Below are 25,963 nucleotides of genomic sequence, written 5' to 3' on the forward strand. Positions count from 1 at the left end.
ACTGACAGGAACTGACACCTTTGTTTTCCAGTGGGATGGTCGTGATGACTCCGGTCATCCGGTTGCCAGTGGAGTCTACTTCGCCCGCCAGGACGGCGCCGCCGAAGTTCGGCGCATAATTCTTCTCAAGTGATTGCTTATTAATAACTTACCGATTCGGATACTCGCAACGCATCATGCAGGTTAATAACCCCAATCTGGGCATTTCCTGCCAGAATCGCTGAAAAACGCCTCACGAGGCGTGAATATCTAATCAATTGTTGTCGATTAACTTACGTATGGAGCGTACCGTCCAGTCCTCGCTGACTCCGGACACTCTGGCCGCTTTTCTGCGCGAGCTGTCTGCTGCTGCTCGCAAGCTCGGAATTTATCCGCCCGGCCATCCGGTGTCTGTCAAAGCAGCCGAAAGACCCTTTCAACTCCTAAAAGACCTGATGGCGACCGAGCAGATGGTTGTCTTCGCCGTCGCCGAAGGGACTCTTCTCGGATGTGGAATCCCACTCGATGCCAAGCTGCTCAACGAAGGTCTCGGTAAGGTCATCGTTGAGTCGGGGCTGCATAGCATTTCGTTCGAGGCTGGGGTCACCCCCGAAGAATTCGAGTTGTTCCTCTCCCAGATCAACATCAAGAAAGAACAGCGCGATCTGCCGAAGTTCTTCGATGAGCAAAAGGTTCGTCGCATCAAGGCGGGTAGACTTCAGTACCAGGTCATTCGCGACGGTGAACGCGTCATCTCAGAAGATGATCTCGTTCTGACTGGCGGAGGTAGTGGCGGCGTTGGCGGTAGCGCCGAAACCGACACGCCTCAGCTCGTGCAACAGATTGAGCGCACTATGACGGACGTCTTGCGCAAGCATCCCGAACTCCTCCTGCAAATATTGACGCGCAAGCTGGGTGGCGGCGGACGCGGTCAGGGTGGTGGAACCGGCGATGGTATCGGTAGCGGTGATGTCCACGGCAGCGGCACTGGCTTCGCAACCGGCAGTGGCTCTGGCGGCACCGGCGGGAGTGGAACTGGGCCGAGTGCGGGCGGCAGCGGAACGGGTGGCGGTGGCATCGGCGCCGGAAGCGGGGGCACCGGTAGCGGGGGTGGCGCCGGCAGTGGTGTCGGTCCGGGCAACAGCGGCGGTGGCGGCAATCGTGAAAGCGGTTTCGTTGAGTGGCGTGGACGCATCAGCGCCGGCGTCCAGGACGGTTTGCGGGCACTCGGGATCGGCCGTGGGATGGGTTCTGGCGGTGGCGGTGGAGTCGGCTCCGGCAGCGGCGTTCGCTTTACGCCCGAAGACTACAAGCGCTTGAAAGAGACTTTCAGCGAAGTCGATAATGAAGAACTCCTGGGTCTGCTCGTTGCTGCGCTGCGGATGTCGTTTGCCGAGAACGACAAGAAGTCCAGCCGGGCCGAGATCGGCAAAGCACTGACCGGCTTTCGCGATTTGCTGGCCGAGCGCGAGTCGCTCGAATTGCTGCCGCGCCTCAAAGCCGAAATCGAACAGCTCGACCTGGTCGACAACGACTACCTGCGTGAACTGCTCTCCACCGACGCCACGCCCAAGAAGATCGCGCATATTGAGATCGAGAACTTCAAGTCGGACTTCTTCCTGGGTGCGGTCGATCCGGCCAACGTTGAGGACGTCGTTGGCTGGCTGGAGACGATCAGCGATTTGCAGTATACCGAGGATTTCGTCAAAAAATTCTATGCCGGTCTCGATCGACAGGGCTATGAGTTGACCGAGACCCAGCATGAAGCCCTCCTGCGCTTCGCTTCGATCTGCGCGGAAAACAGCAGCGCGCCGGTGGCCGGGCTGCAATTGGCGGAAATCAAGGAGCGGCTGGCAGAGCCAACAGTCACCTTGAAAGAATTCCAGCTCTTCACTGACATCATCGAGAAGTACTACCAGAACTATATTGACATCGACCTGTACGATGAAGCTGCATCGCTGCTGGATCTGGTGGTGCAGAAACTCGACTCGGAAGTGATCTATGAGGCCGGGGTCGCCGAACTGGCGGCCAAGGTTCATCAGCGGATGACTTCGGCACAACTGGCGGAATCATTGGTCGCGCGACTCGCCAAGCACTTCGAACTGGTCGGTAAGCCGATGATACCGCTCTTGGAGAAGTTCAATAGCCTCGAACCGATCCTGGTCTTCGCTGGCTACCTGAATCACCGCGATCGCGGCGTACGCATCACCCTCATCCGCATCCTTTCCAGCTTTGGCGAAAAGACGATCAATGCCTTCAAACTGGTGCTGTCCGACCGCAGCCTCACCAATCGTCCGGCCAACAACCCGGAACTGCCGACTGAGAGCTGGTACAAGTTGCGCAACATCCTATTCGTCCTCGGCAACATTCCCCACCCCGATTCGGTCGGGATTGCGGCGCGCTTCTCGCAGGATTCCGACGAACGGGTCGTTATGGAATCGCTGATTGCCCTGGAAAAATTGGGCGGCACGGAAGGCGCGCGGGCGATCTCCCGTCTGCTGCAACACCCGATCCGGGAGATCAGCCTCAAGGCGCTGCATGCGCTGGGACAGGTCGGCTCGGCCGCGGATTACCCCTATGCCGAAGACTACTTCCTCAAAAACGTGACCGACCGCACCGCCATCCTGCCGGTCCTGATCAAGCTCGACAAGCAGCGCAGCCTGACCTTCCTGGCCCAGATTCTGCTCGGCGAATCCCAGGCCTATCACAAATTGTTCTCCAAACCCGACGAAGATTTGAACGAGTTGATCGTCAAGACGTTTATTATGTTGAGATCGGTCATCTTTGACGACATTCTGCGCAAATACGTCAAGCAGAGCACGCGTTCTCTCTTTGGGCAGCTCCGCAAAATGGAGTCGGTGAAGCTCGCCGAACGCTATCTGAAGACCGTCGCTACGACCGAATAACGGATGCTCAAACCACGATTCGTGCTTCTCATCGCCGCGCTGTTGGTCAGTCTCAGCGGCGCGCAGGCGCAATTCTACTTCGGGAAAAACAAGGTACAATACCAGCCGTTCGCGTGGAAGGTGCTGCAGACCGACCACTTCCGCATCTATTTCTACGACCAGGAAAGCGGTCTGGCGGAAATCGCGGCGGCCGCCGCCGAAGGCTCCTACGACCACCTCGCCGACAAGTTCAATTTCCACATCTTTCGCAAAATCCCGTTAATCATCTATAGCGCGCCCACGTTCTTCACCCAGACCAATGTGACGCCGACCCTGCTGCCGGAAAGCGTAGCCGGCTTCACGGAATTCTTCAAGGGTCGGATGGTCGTGCCGTTCTCCGGCTCGATCGCTGACTTCCAGCGTGTGGTGCGGCACGAGCTGGTCCACGTCTTCACTTTTGACAAAATTCAGTCGGTCATGTCGCAATACCGCAAGATGAGTTACTACGGGCCGCCGCTCTGGTTCACCGAAGGCTTGGCCGAGTTTTGGTCGCGCGAGTGGGATTCGGAGGCCGACATGGTGTTGGCCGATATGGCGCTCGAGGGCACGCTCCGGCCGATTCACGAACTCGAGTACCTCTCCGGTTCGTTCTTCATGTACAAGTACGGCGAATCGTTCTGCCACTACGTCGCCGAAACTTACGGCGAAGACAAATTGCAAATGATCTTCGAGAACTGGTGGAAGGCCGGCACCTTCCGCCAGCTCTTCAAGCTGACCGTAGGGAAGTCGCTCGAAGACGTCGGCAGCGAGTGGGTCTACCATCTCAAGAAACGTTATTTTCCCGACCTGAAGACGGCTGACCTGCCCGCCAAGACGACTAGCTCTGTCACCGAGAAACAGTTTGCGGTCAAGCCCGTGCCGCTCAATATCGAGTATCGCGGGGCCGACGATTGGGTCGCCTACAAAGCCAACAAGCTCGGCTATTCCGGGATTTATATGCGTTCGCCGTCGCGCGGCGAAGAAATCACGCTGGTCAAGGGTGAACGCTCACCCGGTTTCGAGTCGCTGCACTTGCTCCAGTCGCGCATCTCGGCTTCCCGCGATGGTCGCATTGCGTTCGTTTCCAAACGCTACGAGCGCGACGTGCTCTACATCTATGATGTCTTCTCGCAGGGGATCGTCCAGACCTTTGAGTTTCCGCGGCTCTACCAGTTGGTCTCGCCCTCCTGGTCCGAGGACAACCGGCGCTTGGTCTTTGCCGGCGCTACGTATGGCGGGTTTCACGATCTTTACATACTCAATCTGCAAGACTCGTCGCTGACGCGCTTGACGAACGACATCTACTTTGACACCGAGCCGATCTTTGCCGGCAATGACGTGATTTTCGCGTCCGACCGTGGCAATTATGGCTATGAAGGCTATACCAACCTTTTCCGCTTTAGCGCCGGCGACTCGGTGATTACGCCGCTAACCTATGGCCGCTTCAACGATCGCTCCCCCAGCCTGACGGCCGACGGTGTTCTCTTTTCTTCCGATCGCGGCGGATTCGCCAACATCTACCTGCTCGACGGCGCTGGCCAGCTCCGCCAAGTGACCTCGTTTGCGACCGGCGCCTTCGACCCGGTCCTGGCCGGTGATCGCCTGATGTTCTCCGGCTACCAGAATTTCAGCTTCAGCATCTATGCGGCGCCATTCGACACCACCGGGCTGCCGACGATGCCGCTCCCGGAAGCACAGTATTCGGCCTGGAATCCCGACCGACTGGGGGGCGAAGAATCGACCGGTGTTCTCGACTACGCCAATGAGTTCTCGTTCGACGTCGCACAATCAGCCATCGCCTACGATGCCGTCTACGGTACCATCGGCGGCTTTCAGGCAGTCTTCTCCGACATGCTGGGCGATAAGCTATACTATATCCTGCTTTCGAACACCGCCGACACCAAGAACGACCTGCTCAAATCGTTCAACTTCGGCGTCACCTACATCAACAAGACGCATCGCATCAACTACGGAGTCGGCGCCTACCATCTCTTCGACGAGCACTACGACGACTACGAGGGCTACTATGACGAGCGCCAAAGCGGCGTGCAAGGGTTGGTGTCGTATCCGCTTTCCAAGTTTTCGCGCGTTGAGACCTCGGCTTTCCTGCGTCACTCTTTCAAAGAGAAGCCGCTCTTTCGTGAGTCGCGCCACGCGATCCTGATGACCAATTATGCCTCGGTGGTTCACGACAATTCTCTCTGGGATATCTCCGGACCGATCGACGGCATCCGCGCCAATGCCACCGTCGGCCTGACGACCGACTTCTATTCCGGCAAATTCTTTAATCGACTGATGTTCGTCGACCTGCGCAATTATCTGCGGATTCGCAAATACTCGGCATTCGCCACGCGCGCCTTCGGCTTCTGGTCCGCCGGCGACGAACCGCAGCGGATCTATCTCGGCGGCAGTTGGTCGTTGCGCGGCTACGAGCGCCGGGAATTTTACGCCCGCAAAGTCCTGCTGCTGTCGAACGAGTTGCGCTTTCCGTTGATCGACAATTTGTTCATCGGTTTTCCGTTTGGTCGCATGGGCTTTCAGGCTATTCGCGGCGCGCTTTTTGCCGACGTCGGCACCGGTTGGAACGATGAATTCGAACGCTTCTACGGGTCCTTCGGCGCCGGCGCGCGTGTGGCGCTCGGCTATATGGCCGTCCTGCGTTTCGACCTCTCCAAGAAGACCAACTTCGACACTTTCGAGCCCGGCCTAAAATTCGATTTCTTCTTCGGATGGAACTTCTGATCTTGGCGGCATGATCAACGGCAATTACATCGTCGTCGGATTTCTCATCCTGCTGGTCGCGATTGGCATTGCCGTCGCGATCTACAATCCGCAACCGCCGTCGCCAGTCGATGTGGCGATGGTTAAATTGACGGAATTGCATGACTCGGCCGGCTCAGTGTCGCGCGATTTTCTCCAGCAGTTGCCGCGCCCCCGCCTGGACGAATACATCGACATGCTGAATTATCAGATTCGCCTGCGCGACTCGTTGGCGGTGGCCACCGACACGGTGTCGCTCGCACGGCGCCGCTTCGCCGCCCAGGCGCGCGCGTCGCATCTCCTCGGCTACACCGACGCGCTGATGCTCGATACGCTCTATGTCGCGGCGCATGATCCGGCAACCTCCAGCGCAGAATGGAACGACCTCTGTGCGCGCTATCGTGAGCAGGTTGCGCAGTAGCATGTACCGCCGGCTGCTGCTCTTCGTCTGCGCACTGGCCGTCATCGCCGGCTGTGCGCCCCGCTTCAGTACCTTCAAGAACACCGCCCCGGCCACCGGATTCGTCCAGCACCGCGTCAACGCCAGCGGCAATGCCGTCCTGGAATCTGGCGCCGTGGCCATCGACACAATTCTGTTCGAGCGCAAACTTAACGGCGGCATGGCCGCACAAGTGGTCGGCAATCAACAATTTCTCGTCGTGCCGACTTTCAATAAGCGCATCTACTTCTTGAATCCGTCCACCGGCCGCGAGATCACCTCGCTTGAAACCGAATCAGCCGTCGGCTCGGCAGCGGCCGTGCAGCATGAACTGATCTATTTTGCCGAGGAATCGGGTTCCGATCAGGTCACCTGCTTCAATCTGGTCAACGGCAAGAAAGTCTGGTCGCTCAAAGTCGTCGATCCGCCCGGACCACCGATCATCAGCGGAGACGAGTTGTTTATCACCTCCCGAATCGGCAAAGTCATCTGCGCCAATCGCTGGACCGGGGTGGTTCAATGGGAGCAGGACTTGCACTGCCACTTCTATGCACCGGTCGCGGCCGACAGTGCGCGAGTTTACGTCGGCACCGACCGCGGCGACATTGTCGCTGTGAGCCGATCCGACGGCAATGAACTGTGGCGTTTCGCCGCCGGCAGCACCGTCTTCGCCCAGCCGCTGGCCGACCAGCTAATCTACGTCGGCACCGGCGCGGGCACCCTGTGGGCTCTCGATCCGGCCAGCGGCAGCGAAATCTGGCGCTATGACTGCGTTTCGTCAATTCACACAACTCCCGTGCTTCGAGAGAACCGCCTGATCTTCGGCGCCGATGATCGCGTAGCTTACTGCCTCAACGCGCAGGACGGGGAGCTTCTCTGGCGCTACGAAACCACCGGCATCATCCAGTCCTCGCCGATCATTGCCGGAGAGATGGTCATCCTGGCCAACAGCGCCGGATCGATCTATCAGTTCAATCTGGATGGTCAACTACTCTCTCAACTCTCCGTTAAGGGCACGATTCAAGCTCCAGCGGCCGTTATCGATGGCAAGGTCTACGTCGTGACCACGCAGCGACGGCTCTATTGCCTCGGCCGCTGAGCGCTGCTACTATTCTGCCACCTGCCAGCCAAAACTGTACAGATCCAGCCATTATGACAGCATAGCTGCCATTCTGACCACAGCCAAGCATTGAACGAATCGCCCAGCGTCATCACAAGGCATTGTAGCACAAACACTTATGTGATTCGAGAGATTTTTGGCACAGCCTCTGCTTATTAGTTGGTCGTCGAGACGATAGTCGCGACAGTGAGAACGAAAGAACAAACTTGCGAATAGCAGAGGAGGAAACACCATGTATCTCACAATCACCAAGCCGCAGAATCGCTTCGGTCTCCTGAGCACTGAGATGGACCGCATGCTGGGCGAGATCTTCAACGGATTCAACGGCAACACTATGCTTGATGCCGACTCTAACTGGACTCCCCGGGCGGATGTCCATGAAACCCCGGAAAACTTTATCGTACACCTCGATGTTCCCGGAGTCGACAAGAACGACATCAAGGTGAAGTTCGAGGACAACACGCTGACTGTGACCGGTGAGCGCAAGTACGAGTCGCGGAACGAAGAGAAGGACTTCCGCCATGTCGAGCGCACCTATGGCACCTTCACGCGCAGCCTGCGCCTGGCCAAGGACGTTGATGCGCAGAAGATCCAGGCCGCCTACAAGAACGGTGTGCTTGAGATCACGCTGCCGAAGGCCGAGGAAGTCAAGCCGAAGGAAATCGAAGTCAAGATCGGCTAAGCGTGACGGACGCACGCACAACTTGCAGTTTGAAGGCCCGTTCGGAAACGTCCGAGCGGGCTTTCTGATAGGGTCGTGGCGCAAATCGCCGCACCCCGGAATCGAAAGGAGTATCAGATTATGACAGATAAAATCATTGGTATCGACCTCGGTACGACCAACTCGTGCTTGTCCGTAATGGAAGGCAACGAGCCGGTTGTCATCCCTAATGCCGAGGGCGGCCGCACCACGCCATCAGTGGTCGGTCTTAAGGCCGGCGAACGCCTGGTCGGCCAGATTGCCAAACGGCAGGCGATCACCAACCCGCTTAACACCGTGTTCTCGGTGAAGCGGTTTATGGGACGGCAATACGACGAAGTTACCGAGGAAATCAAGAATTTCCCGTACAAAGTCAAACGTGCCGCCAACGGCTTGGCCGCGATTGAGATCGAAGGTCGGGACTACACGCCGCAGGAAATCTCGGCGATGATCCTCGGTAAACTCAAGCAAGCCGCCGAGGACTATCTCGGCCAAAAGGTGACCAAGGCCGTCATCACGGTGCCGGCGTACTTCAACGACGCCCAACGCCAGGCCACCAAGGACGCCGGCAAGATCGCCGGGCTCGAAGTGATGCGCATCATCAACGAGCCGACCGCCGCGGCGCTGGCCTATGGTCTCGACAAGAAAAAGGCGCAGAAGATCGCCGTGTTCGACCTTGGCGGCGGCACCTTCGACATCTCGATCCTCGAACTCGGGGACGGGGTGTTTGAAGTGCTCTCCACCAACGGCGACACCCACCTCGGCGGCGATGACTTCGACAAGCGCATCATCGACTGGATGGTCGCGGAATTCAAAAAGTCTGACGGCATTGATCTGTCGAAAGACCCGATGGCACTCCAGCGCCTGAAGGAAGCTGCCGAAAAGGCCAAGATCGAACTGTCGACGGTGAAGGAGACAACGATCAATCTACCGTTTGTCACGGCGGATGCCTCCGGCCCGCGCCATCTGAACCTGTCGCTGACGCGCGCCAAGTTCGAAGGCATGGTCGAGGACTTGGTCGCGCGCTGCATGAATCCGGTCAAGAAGGCCATGGCCGACGCCAAGGTGTCGAGTACCGAAATCGGTGAAGTCGTCCTGGTCGGCGGTATGACCCGCATGCCGAAAGTGGTGGAGGAAGTGGAACGCTTCTTCGGCCGCGAAGCACACAAGGGCGTGAATCCGGACGAGGTTGTCGCCATCGGCGCTGCAATTCAGGGCGGCGTCCTGGCCGGCGACGTCAAGGACGTGCTGTTGCTCGATGTGACTCCGCTGTCGCTCGGACTCGAAACGCTCGGCGGCGTCTTTACCAAGTTGATCGAACGCAACACGACCATCCCAACCAAGAAGGCACAGGTCTTCTCAACCGCTGCGGACTCGCAGACGTCGGTCGAGATTCACGTGCTGCAGGGCGAACGCGAAATGGCGCTCGACAATCGCACCATCGGCCGCTTCATTCTCGACGGCATCCCGGCCGCGCCGCGCGGCGTGCCGCAGATCGATGTCACCTTCGACATCGATGCCAACGGCATTCTCAATGTCTCGGCGCGCGATCTCGGCACCGGCAAGGTGCAGAACATTCGCATCGAGTCCTCTTCCGGGCTCTCCAAACCGGAAATCGAGAAAATGGTGCGCGATGCTGAAGCGAACGTCGAGGCCGACCGCAAGCGCAAGGCCGACGTTGAGACGAAGAACAACGCCGACCAGATGGCGTTCCAGTGCGAGAAGTTCGTCAAGGAGAGCGGCGATAAAATCGACGCTTCCGCCAAAGCGGACCTCGAACGCCAGATCGAGAAGCTGAAAGAGCTGGTCATGGGTTCTGACTTCGCCGCGATGAAGGCCGAGACCGAGCGCCTGCAAACGATCATGCAGAACGCCGCGTCACAGCTCTACCAGCAGGCGGCGCAGCAGCGCACGCAGTCAGCCCCGCCGCAGGGCGAGCCGGCTTCCGGCTCGACCCAGCAGTCGCAAGCGGGCGGGGAAGCGGTCGACGCCGACTACGAAGTCGTGAAATAACCGCGCCACGTCTGTACATCCACTGACGCCGTCGGGAGACTCTCCCGGCGGCGTTCTGCTTTCCGACCGCTGGAACTCTCGCCGCGGGATCGGTTGCATCGGGACGACCTCCACCCGCGACTTTCTCGTTGCGTGCAATTCCATGGCTTTGTATTATAGACCTATATTGGTAATATTCAATTCTGTACTATCCGCGAAGAGGAGGAGGATATGCGGACACAACCCTGGAAAATCACCGCACTCATGCTGATCAGTATCGCTCTGCTCGCAGCGTCGGCAGGCGCCTGCCCGTATTGCGGCAAGAACCGGGCGTACCTGGACTCGATGCCGACCAAACTTATGGACGGCCGCGGCAACCACCACCACCCGGTCAGCACCAACAACACCGAGGCGCAGGCCTACTTCGATCAAGGCCTGACCATGTGCTACGCCTTCAACCACGACGAGGCAATCCGCTCGTTCCGCAAAGCGGCCGCGCTTGACTCGAATCTGGCGATGGCGTACTGGGGCATCGCCTACGCACTCGGCACCAACTACAACCGCCCGATCGATTCGCTGCAGGCGGCCGGCGCGCTGGAGGCCATCAGCAAAGCCCAGCAACTGGCTCAGTATGCCCCGCAAGCTGAGCGCGACTACATCGCGGCCATGGCCAAACGCTACACCGGCGGCGCCAAGGCAGACTACGTGAAGAACGAGGTGGCCTACCGCGACGCGATGAAAGAGCTGGCTGCCAAGTACCCCGACGATATGGACGCGCTCACCATCTACGGCGAAAGCATGATGAACCTGAAGCCATGGCAATTGTGGAAGCCGGACGGCTCGCCGGAAGAGGGGACACCGGAAATCGTCGCCGCCCTGGAGAAAGTGCTTCAGCGCAATCCCGACCATCCCGGCGCCAATCATTACTACATTCACGCTGTCGAAGCTTCGCGCTATCCTGACAAGGCCCTCGCCAGCGCTCACCGTCTGGAGAATCTGGTTCCGGTCGCTGGGCATCTGGTGCACATGCCGGCGCACACCTACATCCGCACTGGCGATTACATGGGCGCCGTCGAAGCAAATCGCCGGGCCGTCCACATGGACAGCCTTTACGTCAATGAAGGCGGTGTCGGATTCTATGGGCTGGTCTACTTCCCGCACAACCTCCATTTCCTGGCTGTCTCGTCGGCGATCGCCGGCCGTTATCAGGAAGCGATGCAGGCGGTGGATCTGCTGGAGAAGAACGTCTTTCCGTACGCCAATGTCGACCCGATGATGGGCATTCTCGTACCGACGCGCTATTTCGTGCTGCTGCTGTTCAACAAGTGGGACGAGATCCTGAAGACCAATGTGCCGGATCACGGCTATGTGCTGACGCAGGCCATTCAGCGCTTTGCTCACGGCATGGCGTATGCCGCGAAGAAGGATATCAAGAAGGCCAATGCTGAATTGGCTCAGGTTCGCACGCTCACCGCGAACTTGCCGGCTGGCTGTTACTTGAGCATGAACAATGACGCCCGCAATGCCGTGCCGATCATGGTCAACATGCTCAGCGGCGCCATTGCCGAAGCGGAGGGCAAGATCGCCGACGCCGAAAAATCTCTGCGCGACGCCGTGGCGGCACAGGATTCGTTGCGCTACGACGAACCGGAGGGATGGTACTTCAATGCTCGCGAAGCCCTCGCGGCGTTGCTCCTGCGCAATGGTCGAGCTGCGGATGCCGAGAAGTTGTTCCGCGCTGAACTCGTCGCACACCCGCGCGCCGGCCGCGCCCTCTACGGACTCTGGCAGTCGCTCGAGCAACAAGGTCGTGTTGCTGATGCGCAGCACGTTCGACTGGAGTTCGAGCGCGCTTGGCGCGACGCCGATGTCGAACTGCAATTGTCCGAGCTTTGATTTCTACCCCAAAATCTATGAAGAAGCCCTGTACTGGTCAGGGCTTCTTCATTTCACCGCAGACCTCGCCACAAGCCGCACAAGACCATCAAGATAGGGCTAATATCTAAAGCAAACATTTAAGCGACTGAATTAGCCGCGAATTGTGCCAGAGTTTTAGTTGACAACTTCGCCAGTCGCCTGTATCTAAGTCGCCTGTGAGGAGTGTCGATGCGGCTTGTGATTCAGCGGGTGAAGTGGGCGCGGGTGGAAGTAGAAAGTGAAGTCGTCGGCGCTATCGATACCGGGCTCTTGGTGTTAGTCGGAGCCACTCACACGGACTCGGAGCGCGATGCCGAACTGCTGGCCGAGCGTACGGTCAATCTCCGAATCTTCCAAGACGAGCAGGACAAGATGAATTTGTCGCTGCTTGACGTTGGGGGAAGTGTCCTTGCGGTGAGTCAGTTCACCTTATATGCCGACACGCGGCGCGGGCGCCGACCGGCGTTCACCGACGCGATGGAGCCCCAATGCGCTCAGCAGATGTTTGAGCACTACAAGGCTGCGCTGGCCCGGCACGGCGTGCGTGTCGCCTCCGGCGTGTTTGGCGCACGGATGGACGTATCACTCTGTAACGAGGGACCCGTGACGATCATTCTCAATTCGGAAGAGAAGCGATCATGACGTGTATGACGGAATCAAAGCGGTTTGTTCTCAGTGTCGATCCGGCAATTCGCGCTGAGTTGGCGCGCTTGCTTGACGGCGAGATTGTGACGCTCGCCTCGGGTTCGCCGCGCCGGCGTGAAATTCTCAGGCTGGCAGGGCTTCGATGCCGCATTGTTGTCCCGGAAATTGACGAGACGTTTCCGGACGGCATCGAGCCGCGGCGCATTGCGCTCGATCTGGCGCGGCAAAAACTGGAGACGATTGCTCCCGACGGCACTCTGACGGTCGCGGCGGATACCATCGTCGTCCTCGATGAACATGTGCTTGGCAAACCGGAACATCGCGAGGACGCGATCCGGATGCTCAAACAGTTGTCGGGACGGCGCCACTATGTCCTGACGGCACTGGCGGTGTGCGACCGCAATGACCGGATACTGGTTGATGGCGAGAAAAGCTTTGTCACCTTTCATGCCCCGAACGATGAAGCGATCGCGCGCTACGTGGATACGGGTGAGCCGATGGACAAGGCCGGCGCCTACGGCATCCAAGGGATGGGCGAGTTGCTGGTTGAACGTCTGGAGGGAAGCCTGCTCAATGTGATCGGCTTTCCCATTGAACTCTTCTTACGAATGGTGAGGGAGCTGCGACAGTGACATTCGAATTCGGTTCGGACGAAGATATCAAAACGATTGGCGAGTACCTTCGGCGGAAACGCGAGGCGCGGGAATTGTCGTTGGAGGACGTGGCCTCAAGCATCAAGATCCACGCACGCTATCTGGCGGCGATTGAAGAAAGCCGCGATCAGGACTTGCCGAGTCCGGTCTACAAAGAGCTGTTCCTCAAGTCCTACGCTGACTTCCTCGGTGTCTCCCTAGACGAGCTGTTGCTGCGACTGCCGGAGCTGGAGCCGCAACCGGTCGCCGAGGAAGCCGATCAGGCTGGTGAGCCGACGAAAGTGACGCCGCGAGCACAGCCAAACGTGACGCCGCGTGCCCAACCAAACGTGACACCGGTGCAGGCGCCTTTGACGGAACGCAAGCGTAAGCGCGGCCGGCCGTTCCTGATTCTCTTTTTGGGGTTGGTTGCGATCGGTGTCGGGCTATTTGGGCTCAAATACTATCGCGACAATTTCATGAAAGTCGAAGATCGCGTCACGCCGCCGGAAACGCCGCCGGTGACCGCGACAATTCCGGCGGACACGATCGCGGTGGATTCGACCGCCAATGTCGCCGCCACGCCGGAAATGATGAATCTCCTGATGATCGGGAAGGGCGAATGCTGGCTGGAGGTGAGCATCGACGGCGATAGCAGCTTCTCCGAATTGCTGAAAGTGCCGGACACCCTCTGGTTCGCGATGCAAGACAGCATCTACTTCAAGCTGGGACGGGCCAATACCGTCGAAGTCTGGTGCAACGCTTTGCCATTGAGATTAGTACCACCTGATGACGGCACCGTGCGGTCATTCACGATCACGCGGCAAAATTACCTGAGCCTGGTTGATAGCGCGAGGTTGGCGCCATGAAGTTCCGGGAAAAACTGCAACACTATTACGTGCAACTCAAGGCCCGCCAGCTGCGGATGACCGCTTATGAGTTTCCCTCCTCGATTCGCGGCAGCAAGCGCATTGTCGTGACGCTTCCTTTCGGCATCCAGACCAACAGCATCTTGCTGCGCATGGTGAGCGAGTTGTCCGTGATTTTTCCGAGCAGCGACCTGATGGTCGCGGTGCCCAGCGGCTGCACCGAAATCGCCCGCAAAACCGGCATCCATACGATTTCGCCCGACCTCTACGCGGCCAACATGATCGGCTTGCCGAAAGGCGAATTCTTCAAGAAGATCACCGATTTTGATGCCTCGGTCTTTATCGATTTTGAAACCAAGAAGAATGTTTTCAACGCGCTGGTGGCGATCAACTCGAATGCCGCTTTGCGCATCGGCTTGGTCGGCGTCTGGGGCCCGCCGATACACAATTTTGAAATACGCTCAAGTTTCCAGCACGACGAACTCAAGGTCTATCGCAGCATGATCGACATGCTCGGTTCGATTCAACTGACTTCGGTTATGCCGGATATTCGCGAGACTACCTAAAACGGGAAGCAGGAGTCTACTTTGTATCTATCGGGATTAGAGATCATTGGATTTAAGTCGTTTCCGCTGAAAACCTCGGTCGAGTTCGCGAGCGGCATCACCGGCGTCGTCGGTCCCAACGGCTGCGGCAAAACGAATGTGCTTGACGCCATCCGCTGGGTGCTCGGCGAACAGCGCATTTCGATTCTGCGCGGCGGCAAAATGGAAGATGTGATTTTCGCCGGCACGCGCGAAATGAAACCGATCGGCATGGCCGAAGTCTCGCTGCACATCGTGAACAATCGCGGCGTCCTGCCCACCGAATACAACCACCTGACGCTCACCCGCCGCCTGTATCGCTCCGGCGAATCGGAGTACTTGCTCAACAACGTCGTCTGTCGCTTGAAGGATATCACCGAGCTCTTCGCCGACACCGGCATGGGCTCGCACGCCTACTCGGCCATCGAGTTGGATATGGTCGAGGCGATCCTCTCCGACAAGGCCGATCAGCGCCGCATGCTGTTCGAGGAAGCCGCCGGGATCACCAAATACAAGCAGCGCAAGAAAGCGGCGCTGCGCAAACTCGAGGCGACCGAACATGATCTGCTGCGCCTGTCCGATATTCTGGCGGAAGTCTCATCGCAGGTCAGCGGCCTGAGCCGGCAGATGAAGCGGGCGGAGCGCTACAAGTCGCTGGAAGAACGCATCCGTACCGCCGGTCAGGTTCTGCTTAAAGAACGATACCGCCGTCTGAATCAGCAGCTCGACCACGTGCGCGACGAGAAACGGGTCAGTCAGATCAAGCTGGCGGAATTGTCCGGCGAAATCGATAAGTGGGACCTGGCGCGTGAAGAGTATGCCGCGCAAGCCCTCGAACTGGGCGAGCAACTGCGACAGCTGCGCGAACGCAGCGAAAGCGTCGGCGCTGACTGCCATCGTCTGGAGACGGAGATTTCGGTCAATGACGAACGCATCAAGGCTGCGGCGATTGCCGACGACAGCGATCGCCGGGAAATTGAGAACATCCGCGGTAAACTCGATCAACTGGCCTCGGAAAAATCCGGTCTGACCGACCGCCTCGCCGCGCAGCGCCAGTCACTCGCGTCGGTCAATGCCGAGTTAGCCGAGGTCGAACAGCGATTGACGGCAAAATTCGCGGAATTGGACACCGCGCGGCGCTCCTCCCAGACGCACCAGCGCGACCTCTTCGAAATCGAAGGCCAACGCTCGATCAAAGAGCAGAGTCGGCTCCAGTTGGAACAGCAAATCAGCGAGCTGGACGAAACACAGGCACGCAATCGGGAAAAAGCCGAACAACTGCATGACGAATGCAATCGTGCCGAAGCGGAATCGGCGCGGCTCACCGCAATTCAAGACCAACTGCGCGCTCAGATCGCCGCCGGCGAATTGCGACAAACAGAGGTCGAGACCCGCCGCCGCGAGCTGGAGGAGGCAATCGCCGCCCGGCAGTCAACCCTCGCCAATCTCCGGCTCGAAGCGCGATCGCAGCAAGCGCAGATCGAAATTCTGGAGCGGATGATTGCCCATTACGAAGGTTACGGCTCAGGTGTGACTTCGATTTTTGGCGCCCGCGATCAGATCGGCGGTGTGATCGATACCGCGGCCAACCTGATCGAAGGGCAGAGCGAATATCTGCGGGCGATCGAGACGGCGCTGGGCGAGGCCGCTCAATATGTCGTCGTCGAGTCGCGTCCTTCGGCCTACACTGCCATCGAGTTCCTTAAAACCCATGCCCACGGGCGGGTGACGTTTATCGTCAAGAGCGAGCTGGATGTCTGGACCAAGGATCGCAAGCTCGCGCGGCCGGGCGGCTTCGGTGGCCAGTTGGTGCCGGCCACCGATGTGATCCGCGTCAAGCCGGGATACGAGAAACTCGCCGACCTGCTCCTCGGTGACGTCTGGATCGTCCAGGATCGCGAGGCCGCCGAAAAGTTGATCGAGCTGGCACAAGGCGATTTGCGCGTCGTCACGCTCGACGGCGAATTCTACCGCGCCCGTCCGCTCCACGAGGGCGGGGGCACCGCGCAACTTCCGCTCTTGGGCCGTGATGCCGATCTGCAGCGCTTGCGTCAAGAGGACGCGGCAGTGACGGGACGCATCCAGGAACTCGAAGCGGAGATTCAGACTTTGCTGGACGCACGCGCGGAGATCGAGCTTGCCGGCCGCGAATTGGTGCAGGAGCTCTCCGAGCTCCGCAATCAGATGGCCGAGACCCAGATCCAGTCCGCCGGTATCGGCTTGAGTCTGCGCCAAGCCGCCACAGCGCTGGCGGAACTTCAAGCCGCCACCGAGCAGGGTCGGCTGAAGCTCGAATCGCTGCGCACCTCGCTCCAGGAACTTGCCTCCAATGTCTCCCAGTTAACTGCAGACTCGGCGAACAAGGCGCAGTTCCTTAATCAGCAATCAGCCACCGTCGAGTCGCTGGAGGCCGAAGTTGGTCGTCTATCGCAACAGATTGAAGACGAACGTCTGCGCTCGATTCGGTTGGCGACGGAAGTCAATTCCCTCGAAGGTAATTTGCGCCGCATCGACGAATTGACGCTTGAATTGGAGTCGCAACGCGATCGCCGCGCCGCCGCGATCGACTTGCGCGTTGAGGAAGTCGCCGTGCTGCAGAAGCATATCGCCGACTTGCGCGCGCAATTTGCCGAGCGGACCCGAACGCGCGAGGAACTTAAGGCCAAAGAGCTGTCGTTGACCGTCCGGCAAGGCGAGCTCACCGAGAAGCAAGCGGAGTTCGATCAACTGGTGCGCAGTAATCGCAAGGCCCGCGACGAAGTCGCCGAATTCAATCAGCGCCTTCTCGTCAACGAAACCGAATTGCACGCGCGCTGGGAAGACGTCGCCCGGCAATTGAAGGAAACTTACGACATCGATGTCGCTGTCATGGTCATGCCGGAACCGCTGGCCGATGCCACCTTTCAGGAACTTGAGGCCGAGCTCGCCGACTGCCGCAACAAGCAGCAGCAGATCGGCATGGTCAACATGCTGGCGCTGGAGGAGTATGAACGCGAAGCCGAACGTGAACGCTTCCTGCGCAGCCAGATCGAGGACTTGACGCGCGCCAAGGACGACCTCAAAACCACGATCAACCGTATCAATACGACCGCCCGGCGGATGTTCGTCGAGACCTACGATAAGGTCAAATCGAACTTCCAAAAGGTTTTTGCCGAATTGTTCCAGGGCGGCGAAGCCGACCTGCGCATGGAGAATGAAGACGATCCGCTGGAATCGCCGATCGAAATCTCGGCCCGTCCGCGCGGCAAGCGCTTCTTGAACATCACCCAGCTTTCCGGCGGCGAAAAAGCGTTGACGGCGATCTCACTGCTCTTCGCCATCTATCTGGTCAAACCCTCGCCGTTCTGCATCCTGGATGAAGTCGACGCGCCGTTGGATGACGCCAACGTCATTCGTTTTTTGCGCATGGTGCGCAGTTTTATCGGCCGCACCCAGTTCATCATCATCACGCACAACAAGCGCACGATGGAACAGTGCGATCGCCTCTACGGCGTCACCATGCAGCAGCCCGGTGTCAGTCAGATTGTCAGCGTCGATTTCGAAGGCAAAGCGCGACGCACCGAACTCGAGGTGATGAAATTCGCTATCGACGAGGCCCCCGCCGACCTGAATGAGGAGCCCGCGACCACCGCCCGCGCCTCCGTCCCGACCAGCGATTTGGATGCGCTTGGCGCCGAATTCGACGAGGAACCAAACTCCACCGAACGCGCCCTGGTCACCGAGACTGCCGAAACCGCAACCGCCGAGGAAGCGGAAGAAGAATACGACGATGAGTTCGACGATGACGACGACGATGATGACGAGGATGATACTTAATGGGCTTCTCGTTCAAGAAGCTGGCGCAGGGACTCCTCAAAACCAAAGAGAATCTCGTCACCAAACTCAAAACCGCCGTCGGCTTGCACAAAAAGGTCGATGCCGAACTGCTCGCCGAGATCGAAGAAATCTTGATCTCCTCTGATATCAGCGTCGAAACGGCGGAGAAACTCATTGAAGGACTGAAAGAGAAAGTCGCGAAAGAGGGAATTGATTCTTCCGACGACGTTTACCGACTGCTCAAGGATTGCCTGGTTGACCTTTTCGAGGATAACGCACACCCGTTCTTCGAAGTCACCGACAAACCACATGTCATCATGATCGTCGGTGTGAATGGTACCGGCAAGACCACCTCGATCGCCAAAATCGCCCGGCGTTTCAAGAACGATGGCAAGCGCGTGACGATGGTCGCTGCCGACACGTTTCGCGCCGCCGCCATCGACCAATTGGCGATCTGGGCTGAACGGGTCGGCTGTAATCTCGTCAAGGGGCAGGAGGGCGGTGACAGCGCCTCGGTCGCTTTCGATTCGATCAATGCCGCCCGGGCGCGCGGCGACGACCTGGTGATCATCGATACTGCCGGACGGTTGCATACCAAGGCAAACTTGATGGAAGAGCTGAGCAAAGTTAAGCGCGTCATCAAGAAGGCCTTGCCGGAAGCGCCGCACCGCACGCTGCTGGTGGTCGACGGCACCACCGGGCAAAATGCGCTGCAGCAGGTGGAAACCTTTAACCGCATGGTGCAGATCGACGGTATTATCGTGACCAAGCTCGATGGCACCGCCAAAGGTGGCGCGGTCTTCTCCATCGTCGACAAATTCCAGCTGCCGGTCGTCCTGATCGGCATTGGCGAAAAAATGGACGATCTCGACGAGTTCAAACCGCGCGATTTCGTCGAAGCGCTATTTACATGATCGAACGGATCACCATCCGCACTACTGCCCGCCAACAATTACGGAACATCACGTCTCAGATTAGCGGAGTCCTCGCCAAATCCGGCATTACAGACGGTCTCTGCGTCGTCTTTACTCCCCACACCACGGCAGCAATCACGATCAATGAGAATGCCGATCCCGAGGTTCAGTCCGACATCTTGCGCAAGCTGGCGGCGGTGTTTCCGCAGCATGAAAATGACCGCCATGCCGAGGGCAATTCCGATGCGCATATCAAGTCGTCGTTGATCGGCTGCTCCGAAACGATCATCGTTTCCGGCGGGAAGCTCTTGCTCGGCACCTGGCAGGGAATATACTTCTGCGAATTCGACGGCCCGCGACAGCGCGAGTGCCTGGTCAAGCTGCTGGCCGACTGATGTTGCTCCTTGAGATCATCGCGGTCGGAAAAGTCCGCCCGGCCTGGCTCAAAGAGGGAATCGACTACTATCGGAAGTTAACATCGAAGTATGCCCGGGTCGAAGTCACGGCGATTCGGGACTCCGGAACGGCTCATCTGGATCGGGAGCGCGCACTGTCGCAGGAATCAGACAATATCGTCGCGCGGCTCGACGACCGCGCGTTCGTGATTGCGCTGGATGAGCGGGGCAAGGTCTACACGTCCATCGAGATGGCAGCTTTGTTGTGCGATCGACAGCAGAAATATTCGCGCTTTCAGTTCATCATTGGCGGCGCGCATGGCCTCGCAGCATCGATTCTCCATCGCGCAGATCTGCGCTTGTCCCTGTCGGCGATGACGCTGCCGCACGAAATGTGCCAGATGATCTTGCTCGAGCAGCTTTATCGCGCGCTGGCCATCAACGCGGGCGCATCCTACCACAAATAGCTTGAACCCAAGAAAGCAGGGGTAGCCGATTGCGCAGCTACCCCTGTCGGGCCCCGTTTTTGCCCTTTCGTCTTAGTTGCCGGCGAGCGCGGTCAAGCGTTGCCAGCCCGATTCTGTCGACATCCGCGCGACCACGCTCGAGCTTGCCGCCTTTCGGAACTGCTCGTAGGTCTTGCGTGCCTCGCCTTCGTTGCCCATCGCCAGATGGCTGAGTGCAAGGTAGCCGTAGATCTCCGGACTCTCGTCGCCGAACTTCTTGAGCTTTTTCAGTACTTTTTCTGCGTCTTTGTAGCGGCCCACCATATAGTAGGCTTTGCCGACATCGATCTGCGCCTGCTTGTCTTCGGGACTGAACGAGAGCGACTTCTCGAGATCGGCCGCGCCGCCATCGTAATTGCCCGAAGCAATCCGTGCCCAGCCGCGCAGTGTGTAAGCATCGGCGGCATCGGGCTGGAAGGCGATGATCTTGTCATAACAACCGATCGCCTGCGCATATTGGCCGGCATTCAGATACAGATCGGCGGCCGACCGGTAATCGGCACGCGCATTGAGCTTCTTGCCTGCGGCCAGGTGCGCTTCCGCGCGACGCAGATACGCCTTGACCATCGTGTTGTCTTTCGCCAGCGCTAACGTGTAGTAACCCACGGCTTCAACGTATTGCTGTTCGCCGAAGAGGGTTTCCGCCTGGGTAAAGAAATCCTGAGCGGTGTATTCCGCCGGCGCGGTCGGGCGGGCGTCTTCCAACGTCACCACCAGCTCTTGCGTCTCGCCTTCAGCAATCACGATTGGCTGCACGTAAGATACGTAGCCCTCAGCGCGGACTTCTAACGCCCGATTGCCGGGACGGATCCGCTTGAGCGACTGCCCGGCCTTACCGGCCAGTTTGCCGTCCAGGTAGATCCCGGCATCCGCCACGTTGCAGTTGATTTTCAGGCCGCCATATTCCGGCTGGTCGTCCGGTTGAATCGGCGTCGTCGCAACCGGCTGTGCCGTTGTCTGGCTGCGCCGCGTCTGCGGCAGGATCGGCGTGACGCTGCCGTACATGATGTCCGACTGGTTGTTCTGCACGACCAGCGGGAAGTAGCGCTCCTCAAAGAGTTCTCCGTCCATCTTGACGTCATAGCGGCCATTTGCCAAACCGGTGAACTTGAACACGCCATGTTCGTCCGTCACCGTCATGAGGTTTAGCTGCGGTATGCTGACACTAATGCCCGCCAGCACCTCATCGCTTTCGGAATTGGTCACCACGCCGAAGACCGTGGCCTTGGGCACCGCCGGCGTGCTGAACAATTTCATCGCGACCAGGGCGATCACCAGCAACGCGGCCGCGCCACCAATGATCCACTTGCGGCGGTCGATGCTGCCCGCCTTAACGACAAACTCCTGACCGGCGATCGTCACCTGATCACCGGGACGCAAGAGCGTCGGCTTGGGCACGGTGAGGCTCTGACCGCGCAGAAACACGGCCGGTTGCCGGTGATTCGGCAGGGCCGGTTCGGGGACGGCAATCGCAATCGCCTGCGAGTCTGCCACGACGTTGTCGTCAGTCTCGGCGGCGGCTTCCGCATCGGCCACCGCGTCATCGCGAGTTGCTCTCACGGGGGCTGTCGCAGCAGCTTCAGGAACACTTGCAGCGGAGGATTCGGATTCCGGCGCGGCATCGCTGCGCAATGTCTTGGAAAGGCTATCGAGCAAACGCCCCTTATCGATTTCCGAGACTCCTTCCGCCGGCGGCGGCGTTGGAAGTTCGTCATCATCCTTCAGCGGTTTCAGCCGGCTCATAATCTCTCCCGGCGTTTTGGTGACGGCGCTGGGCTGACGCTTGGGCTCTTGCGCCTCCGGCTCTTGCGGCTCCGGAGCCGAGTCGGTTTGCGTCCGCATGAGAAAGTCGGACGCCGACTCGATGCCCAGGGAAGTGCGCTCACCACTCTCTGGATCATCCAGCGACTTGGCGGCTTCGACTTTGGATTCGTTACCGTAGAGGCTTAGCAGCTTGTCGATTCCCGTCCCGTCGCCGGCGGGACGGTCGGCGGGAGGAGTTGCCGCCTCCGGATCAGCGACATCTTCGACGGTGAAGTCAGCTTCTGCTTCCGGCTGTTGCGACGGCTTCGGCTGGTCTGCCGCTTCCTGCGTCAGTGCGTCCTGCGGACGCTCTGCCACATCGACGGCCACTGCCTGCCCCAGTCGCTCGCCACAGTTCTTGCAGAAAACCGCCCCGTCAAATTGATTCGCCGAGCCGCACTTGCTGCACTCGATCATAAGCCTCCCGCTGTTATGCGTTTAGATCACCTTAAGTATCGACATTTTCGGCGCTTTCATTTAGCATCTGCCCGCCCTGTTCGTCTTAACTCCAGGGAAATTATTCGCTTGACACTGCCAAGCCGGGCGAATATTCTTTAGGTTCGATTAGGATGGAAGTTGTTGTTTTGTATACAGTTTGGGAGGAATGCCGGAAATGCTTAGAAAACTGACGGTGTGGGGATTGTGCTTGTTCGCCCTCGTAGCGATCATCGGCTGCGACGGCGACGATAACGGCAATGGCGGACTGAACTCATTCAATGCGGTTCTTCTACGACCCGACCGCCTTCCGTCGCTTTCCGGAGGGCTGGTTTATGAGGGCTGGTTGGCGCGGGTCGACGATCACGGCAACTGGATCGAAAAGAAGTCGTTCGGCAAGTTCTTCTGGGACGAGTTCAATTACAAATTCCTCGCCAGCAATGGCAGCGGTACCCAAATCGACTCCGTCTTCGAGGCCAAAGCGAATATCTACGACTACGACTTGGTGGCAATCACCCTCGAGCAGTATCCCAACGATCCCAGCGGCGATCCCTCGCCGACCATCGTCGCCCAGAGCACGATTGTCCCGGATCGCGTCACCATGATGCGCTTCCCGGTCAATTTCGACGGTGTTCCCCCCGGATCGTTCTGCATCGGCACCTTCTCCAACGGCAATTGGAAGGAGATGGGCGAGGTTGACAAGGCGCTCGAACGCTATGGCGTCTGGTTCCTGAGTCTGACGGTCGGCCCGACGGGCAACGAAGGCGCCGAGCAATTCGCCACGGCTCTGACCCTGCCGGTTCTGCCCGACACCGGCTATCTCTACGAAGGTTGGGTGACAACCGCCATCGGGGACACCATCTCTACCGGCAAGTTCTTCTTCCCGGATTATCAAGACTACAGCAATCGTCACTGCGACCTTCGCGCGATCCCGAACTATCCCGGCGAGGACTTCCTGGTCGATCGCCCGAGTTGGATTCCCGAAGCGCGCTGGCCTTTGGATTGCATGACGGGCGGCCAGGCGTTGGTCACGGTCGAGCCGAATCCGGACAACGACCTGCAGCGACCTTCAAACCTCGTTGTCCTGCGTGGAAATATGCCGGCCCGGGCCGCTGATCAAAATGGTGACGCCCGCCGCATCAATTTCCCGATGGGCTCCGTCGCCGGTGTGACCTTCCCGGTGATCGAAGCCGTGTTCGTCAAGCGCTAGACCGCGGCAACGCAAGTAAGTTGGTCGAAGGCCGATGTCGTTGCATCGGCCTTCGATTTTGACGGGCGCAAGTCAATCCACTCCGGAAGGGGTCTAATTCATATGGAATTTCCTGCGATCCGCACGCGCCATCATCTTGTTCAGCAAACCCTTAGACGTTGTTTTTTGAAACTTTTGCCCCTAACTTGCGTTCGTCACAACTGGTCGAGGGAGGTTACATGACCGACGCAGTCAACGAATATCCAGCCACTGAAACAAAATTGATGTCACCTTGGTCTATGTTGGTGAATGTTCTGTTTTCACCAACGCGGGTCTTTCAAGCTGCCAAGGAGAAGCCGAAGTGGGCCGTGCCGGCGATTGTCATTATCGTCCTGCTCGCCCTCAACGCCATCTTGATCGCACCGATGACAAACCAAATCGGAATCGATATGATCCAAAAATCGGATCGGCTGACCGACGCCCAGAAGGCAGAAATCATTCAGGGCATGAAAGAGCAGGGGCCGATTGCAATGGCGAAGTCGGCTGTCGGTACGGCTGTCTTCCTGTTCATCGTATGGTTGATCGGAGCCGGCCTGAGCACGCTCTTCGGCAATGTCATGTTCAGCGCCGGCCTGCGCTTTGTCCACTATTTCGTCATTATGGTGCTGTCTTTCTCCCCCTGGGTCATCGGGGCTATCGTCAAGACTCCGCTCATGATGGCGAAGAATGATGTCGATATCCGCACGTCACTGGCCGTCCTCAGTAGCTCACCGATCGTGGGCAACATCGGTCTCACGCTACTGAACACGTTCACTGATGTCTTCATTCTCTGGACGATCTGCCTGATTGTCCTCGGGATCAAGACCATGAGCGGCCTGAGCCTGTTCAAGTCCGTCACGGTGGTAGCACCCACCGTCATCCTGTTTATTCTCGTCGTGTTTGGCTCGACCGCGCTCATGAAGATGGTTATGTAAGTATCTGAGCTTTGTTTATAAGGAGAAGTTGATGCATCGCTTTTCACCAGCATTTACGTTTATTGGATTACTCCTGATAATTCTGTCATTGCCGTCCGGGACGAGCCTCGCCCAAACCCAGGGCCTCACCGTGCAGCAATGCATCGATATCGCGCTCGAACGCAACATTGGTGTGATCACGGCCAAGAATAATCTCGGCCGCGCCAAATGGGATCTCTGGGATGCCTGGGGCGACGCGCTGCCGAATATCTCGGCATCGGCGCGCTATGGCTACAACAAGTCCTTTGGCAAGCAGTATCAGCCTGAACTCGGTATCGAGGTCGAGGTCCCGGGTACGAAGTCTTATTCCACCGGACTGTCGATCTCGATGACGTTGTTCGATGGCGGCGCCACCTGGTTCAACATCAAGCGGAGCTCGTTGCTCAAGACTGCGTCACGTAACGACCTGCGGCAGCAAATCCTCAGCACGATCTACAGCGTGCGTCAGGCCTACTATTCTCTTGTGAGCGCGTATATGTTGCGCCGCGTTCAAGAGGATGCGCTGGCGCGTTCCAAGAAACAGCTGGAAGTGACAACCAGCCGGTACGAATTGGGATCGGCGTCGTTGTCCGAGAAACTTAAAGCCCAGGTTAACGTCGCCAATGACTCCCTGACGCTGCTCCAGCGCGTAAACGACATCCAGACTGCGGAGTTTAATCTCAACGTTTTGATGAATCGCGATGTCAGTCTGCCGGTCAATCCGGTCGACACGCTGGCGCGCGTCGATATCTCCCGTTCCTTGGACGAGTGCATCGAGACAGCGCTCAACGATAACCCGTCGCTCAAATCAACCAAAGCAAGCTACGATGCAGCTCGCGCCAGTACCAAGATCTCGCGCCAGTCGTGGGTGCCGCGGGCCAATATGTCGCTCAACTGGGGTTGGAGCACGCGCGAGTCCGGCGAATGGTTCAGCTACAAGTACGACAACGGCGCGTACAGTTTCGGAATCAACTTCTCTTACGGTCTTTTCGATGGTTTCACCAAGAAGACTGCCTATTCCAAGGCCCGGTTGTCGGAGCAGACTGCGCGCGAAAACTACGAGTCGGAGCGCAACGTGCTGATCTACAACGTGCGCCAGGCCTACCTGGACATCCAGAAGGCACGCCTGCAGCATGAAACGGCCTTGCTGGCCGAAATGTCGGCGGCAGAAGACATGAAATTGCAGCAAGAACGCTATCGCCTGGGGGCCTCGTCGATTCTGGAACTGCTCGACGCCCAGGTTTCGTTGACCAACGCCCAGTATTCGCGGATATCAGCGCTCTACCAGCTGAATTTGGCCGTGGCAGCCATGGCCAGAGCTATGGGGCAGATGTAAGGAGCCGGCGCCGAGC

General features: G+C 58.4%; 19 protein-coding genes. 18 read left to right on the top strand and 1 reads right to left on the bottom strand.

What is annotated here, in order from left to right:
- Window positions 1-278 precede the first annotated feature (278 nt).
- The 15 genes from IT585_08220 to IT585_08290 all read left to right on the top strand — a co-directional run bounded on the left by IT585_08220 (window position 279) and on the right by IT585_08290 (window position 20,153).
- Window positions 279-2,885, top strand: coding sequence for a HEAT repeat domain-containing protein (locus IT585_08220; protein MCC6963220.1), 2,607 nt, complete (start codon window positions 279-281; stop codon window positions 2,883-2,885).
- Between the two features lie 3 nt (window positions 2,886-2,888).
- Window positions 2,889-5,645, top strand: a complete 2,757-nt coding sequence (locus IT585_08225; protein MCC6963221.1) for a PD40 domain-containing protein — start codon at window positions 2,889-2,891, stop codon at window positions 5,643-5,645.
- A 10-nt stretch (window positions 5,646-5,655) separates the two neighbouring features.
- Complete coding sequence (locus IT585_08230) at window positions 5,656-6,084, top strand: hypothetical protein (protein MCC6963222.1); 429 nt, start codon at window positions 5,656-5,658, stop codon at window positions 6,082-6,084.
- A 1-nt stretch (window position 6,085) separates the two neighbouring features.
- Window positions 6,086-7,201 (top strand): PQQ-binding-like beta-propeller repeat protein, encoded by a 1,116-nt coding sequence (locus tag IT585_08235; protein MCC6963223.1) that lies wholly within the window; start codon window positions 6,086-6,088, stop codon window positions 7,199-7,201.
- Window positions 7,202-7,454: 253 nt separating this feature from the next.
- Window positions 7,455-7,904 (top strand): Hsp20/alpha crystallin family protein, encoded by a 450-nt coding sequence (locus IT585_08240; GenBank protein MCC6963224.1) that lies wholly within the window; start codon window positions 7,455-7,457, stop codon window positions 7,902-7,904.
- A 120-nt stretch (window positions 7,905-8,024) separates the two neighbouring features.
- The gene (gene dnaK / locus IT585_08245) at window positions 8,025-9,935 is read left to right on the top strand and encodes a molecular chaperone DnaK (protein MCC6963225.1); all 1,911 of its coding nucleotides are present in this window, start codon (window positions 8,025-8,027) and stop codon (window positions 9,933-9,935) included.
- Between the two features lie 210 nt (window positions 9,936-10,145).
- Window positions 10,146-11,810: a hypothetical protein gene (locus IT585_08250; protein ID MCC6963226.1), complete on the top strand. Its 1,665-nt coding sequence runs from the start codon at window positions 10,146-10,148 to the stop codon at window positions 11,808-11,810.
- Between the two features lie 210 nt (window positions 11,811-12,020).
- On the top strand, window positions 12,021-12,473 hold the full coding sequence (locus tag IT585_08255) for a D-tyrosyl-tRNA(Tyr) deacylase (GenBank protein MCC6963227.1): 453 nt from the start codon (window positions 12,021-12,023) through the stop codon (window positions 12,471-12,473).
- 5 nt (window positions 12,474-12,478) lie between these two features.
- Window positions 12,479-13,108 carry a septum formation protein Maf gene (gene maf / locus IT585_08260; protein MCC6963228.1) on the top strand — a complete coding sequence of 210 codons (630 nt, stop codon included), beginning with the start codon at window positions 12,479-12,481 and terminating at the stop codon, window positions 13,106-13,108.
- The gene (locus IT585_08265; GenBank protein ID MCC6963229.1) at window positions 13,105-13,977 is read left to right on the top strand and encodes a DUF4115 domain-containing protein; all 873 of its coding nucleotides are present in this window, start codon (window positions 13,105-13,107) and stop codon (window positions 13,975-13,977) included. Before maf ends, IT585_08265 begins: the two co-directional genes overlap by 4 nt.
- On the top strand, window positions 13,974-14,543 hold the full coding sequence (locus IT585_08270; protein MCC6963230.1) for a hypothetical protein: 570 nt from the start codon (window positions 13,974-13,976) through the stop codon (window positions 14,541-14,543). The genes IT585_08265 and IT585_08270 overlap by 4 nt, the downstream gene beginning before the upstream one ends.
- A 21-nt stretch (window positions 14,544-14,564) precedes the next feature.
- The gene (gene smc, locus IT585_08275; protein ID MCC6963231.1) at window positions 14,565-18,377 is read left to right on the top strand and encodes a chromosome segregation protein SMC; all 3,813 of its coding nucleotides are present in this window, start codon (window positions 14,565-14,567) and stop codon (window positions 18,375-18,377) included.
- Complete coding sequence (gene ftsY / locus IT585_08280; GenBank protein ID MCC6963232.1) at window positions 18,377-19,291, top strand: signal recognition particle-docking protein FtsY; 915 nt, start codon at window positions 18,377-18,379, stop codon at window positions 19,289-19,291. The genes smc and ftsY overlap by 1 nt, the downstream gene beginning before the upstream one ends.
- Complete coding sequence (locus IT585_08285) at window positions 19,288-19,686, top strand: YjbQ family protein (GenBank protein MCC6963233.1); 399 nt, start codon at window positions 19,288-19,290, stop codon at window positions 19,684-19,686. Before ftsY ends, IT585_08285 begins: the two co-directional genes overlap by 4 nt.
- A complete protein-coding gene (locus IT585_08290; GenBank protein ID MCC6963234.1) occupies window positions 19,686-20,153 on the top strand; it encodes a 23S rRNA (pseudouridine(1915)-N(3))-methyltransferase RlmH in 468 nt (155 codons plus the stop codon). Before IT585_08285 ends, IT585_08290 begins: the two co-directional genes overlap by 1 nt.
- A 72-nt stretch (window positions 20,154-20,225) precedes the next feature.
- On the opposite strand, the gene IT585_08295 is transcribed toward IT585_08290, so the two are convergent.
- Window positions 20,226-22,412 carry a carboxypeptidase regulatory-like domain-containing protein gene (locus IT585_08295; GenBank protein MCC6963235.1) on the bottom strand — a complete coding sequence of 729 codons (2,187 nt, stop codon included), beginning with the start codon at window positions 22,410-22,412 and terminating at the stop codon, window positions 20,226-20,228.
- 196 nt (window positions 22,413-22,608) lie between these two features.
- Here IT585_08295 and IT585_08300 point away from each other — a divergent pair, with 196 nt between their 5' ends.
- From IT585_08300 to IT585_08310, 3 genes are all read left to right on the top strand, one after another.
- On the top strand, window positions 22,609-23,640 hold the full coding sequence (locus IT585_08300) for an anti-sigma factor (GenBank protein ID MCC6963236.1): 1,032 nt from the start codon (window positions 22,609-22,611) through the stop codon (window positions 23,638-23,640).
- Between the two features lie 218 nt (window positions 23,641-23,858).
- Window positions 23,859-24,593 (top strand): YIP1 family protein, encoded by a 735-nt coding sequence (locus tag IT585_08305; GenBank protein MCC6963237.1) that lies wholly within the window; start codon window positions 23,859-23,861, stop codon window positions 24,591-24,593.
- Between the two features lie 31 nt (window positions 24,594-24,624).
- Window positions 24,625-25,947, top strand: coding sequence for a TolC family protein (locus IT585_08310; GenBank protein MCC6963238.1), 1,323 nt, complete (start codon window positions 24,625-24,627; stop codon window positions 25,945-25,947).
- Window positions 25,948-25,963 lie beyond the last annotated feature (16 nt).

It is taken from the genome of Candidatus Zixiibacteriota bacterium, from assembly GCA_020853795.1.
In the GTDB taxonomy this organism is placed as follows: domain Bacteria; phylum Zixibacteria; class MSB-5A5; order CAIYYT01; family CAIYYT01; genus JADJGC01.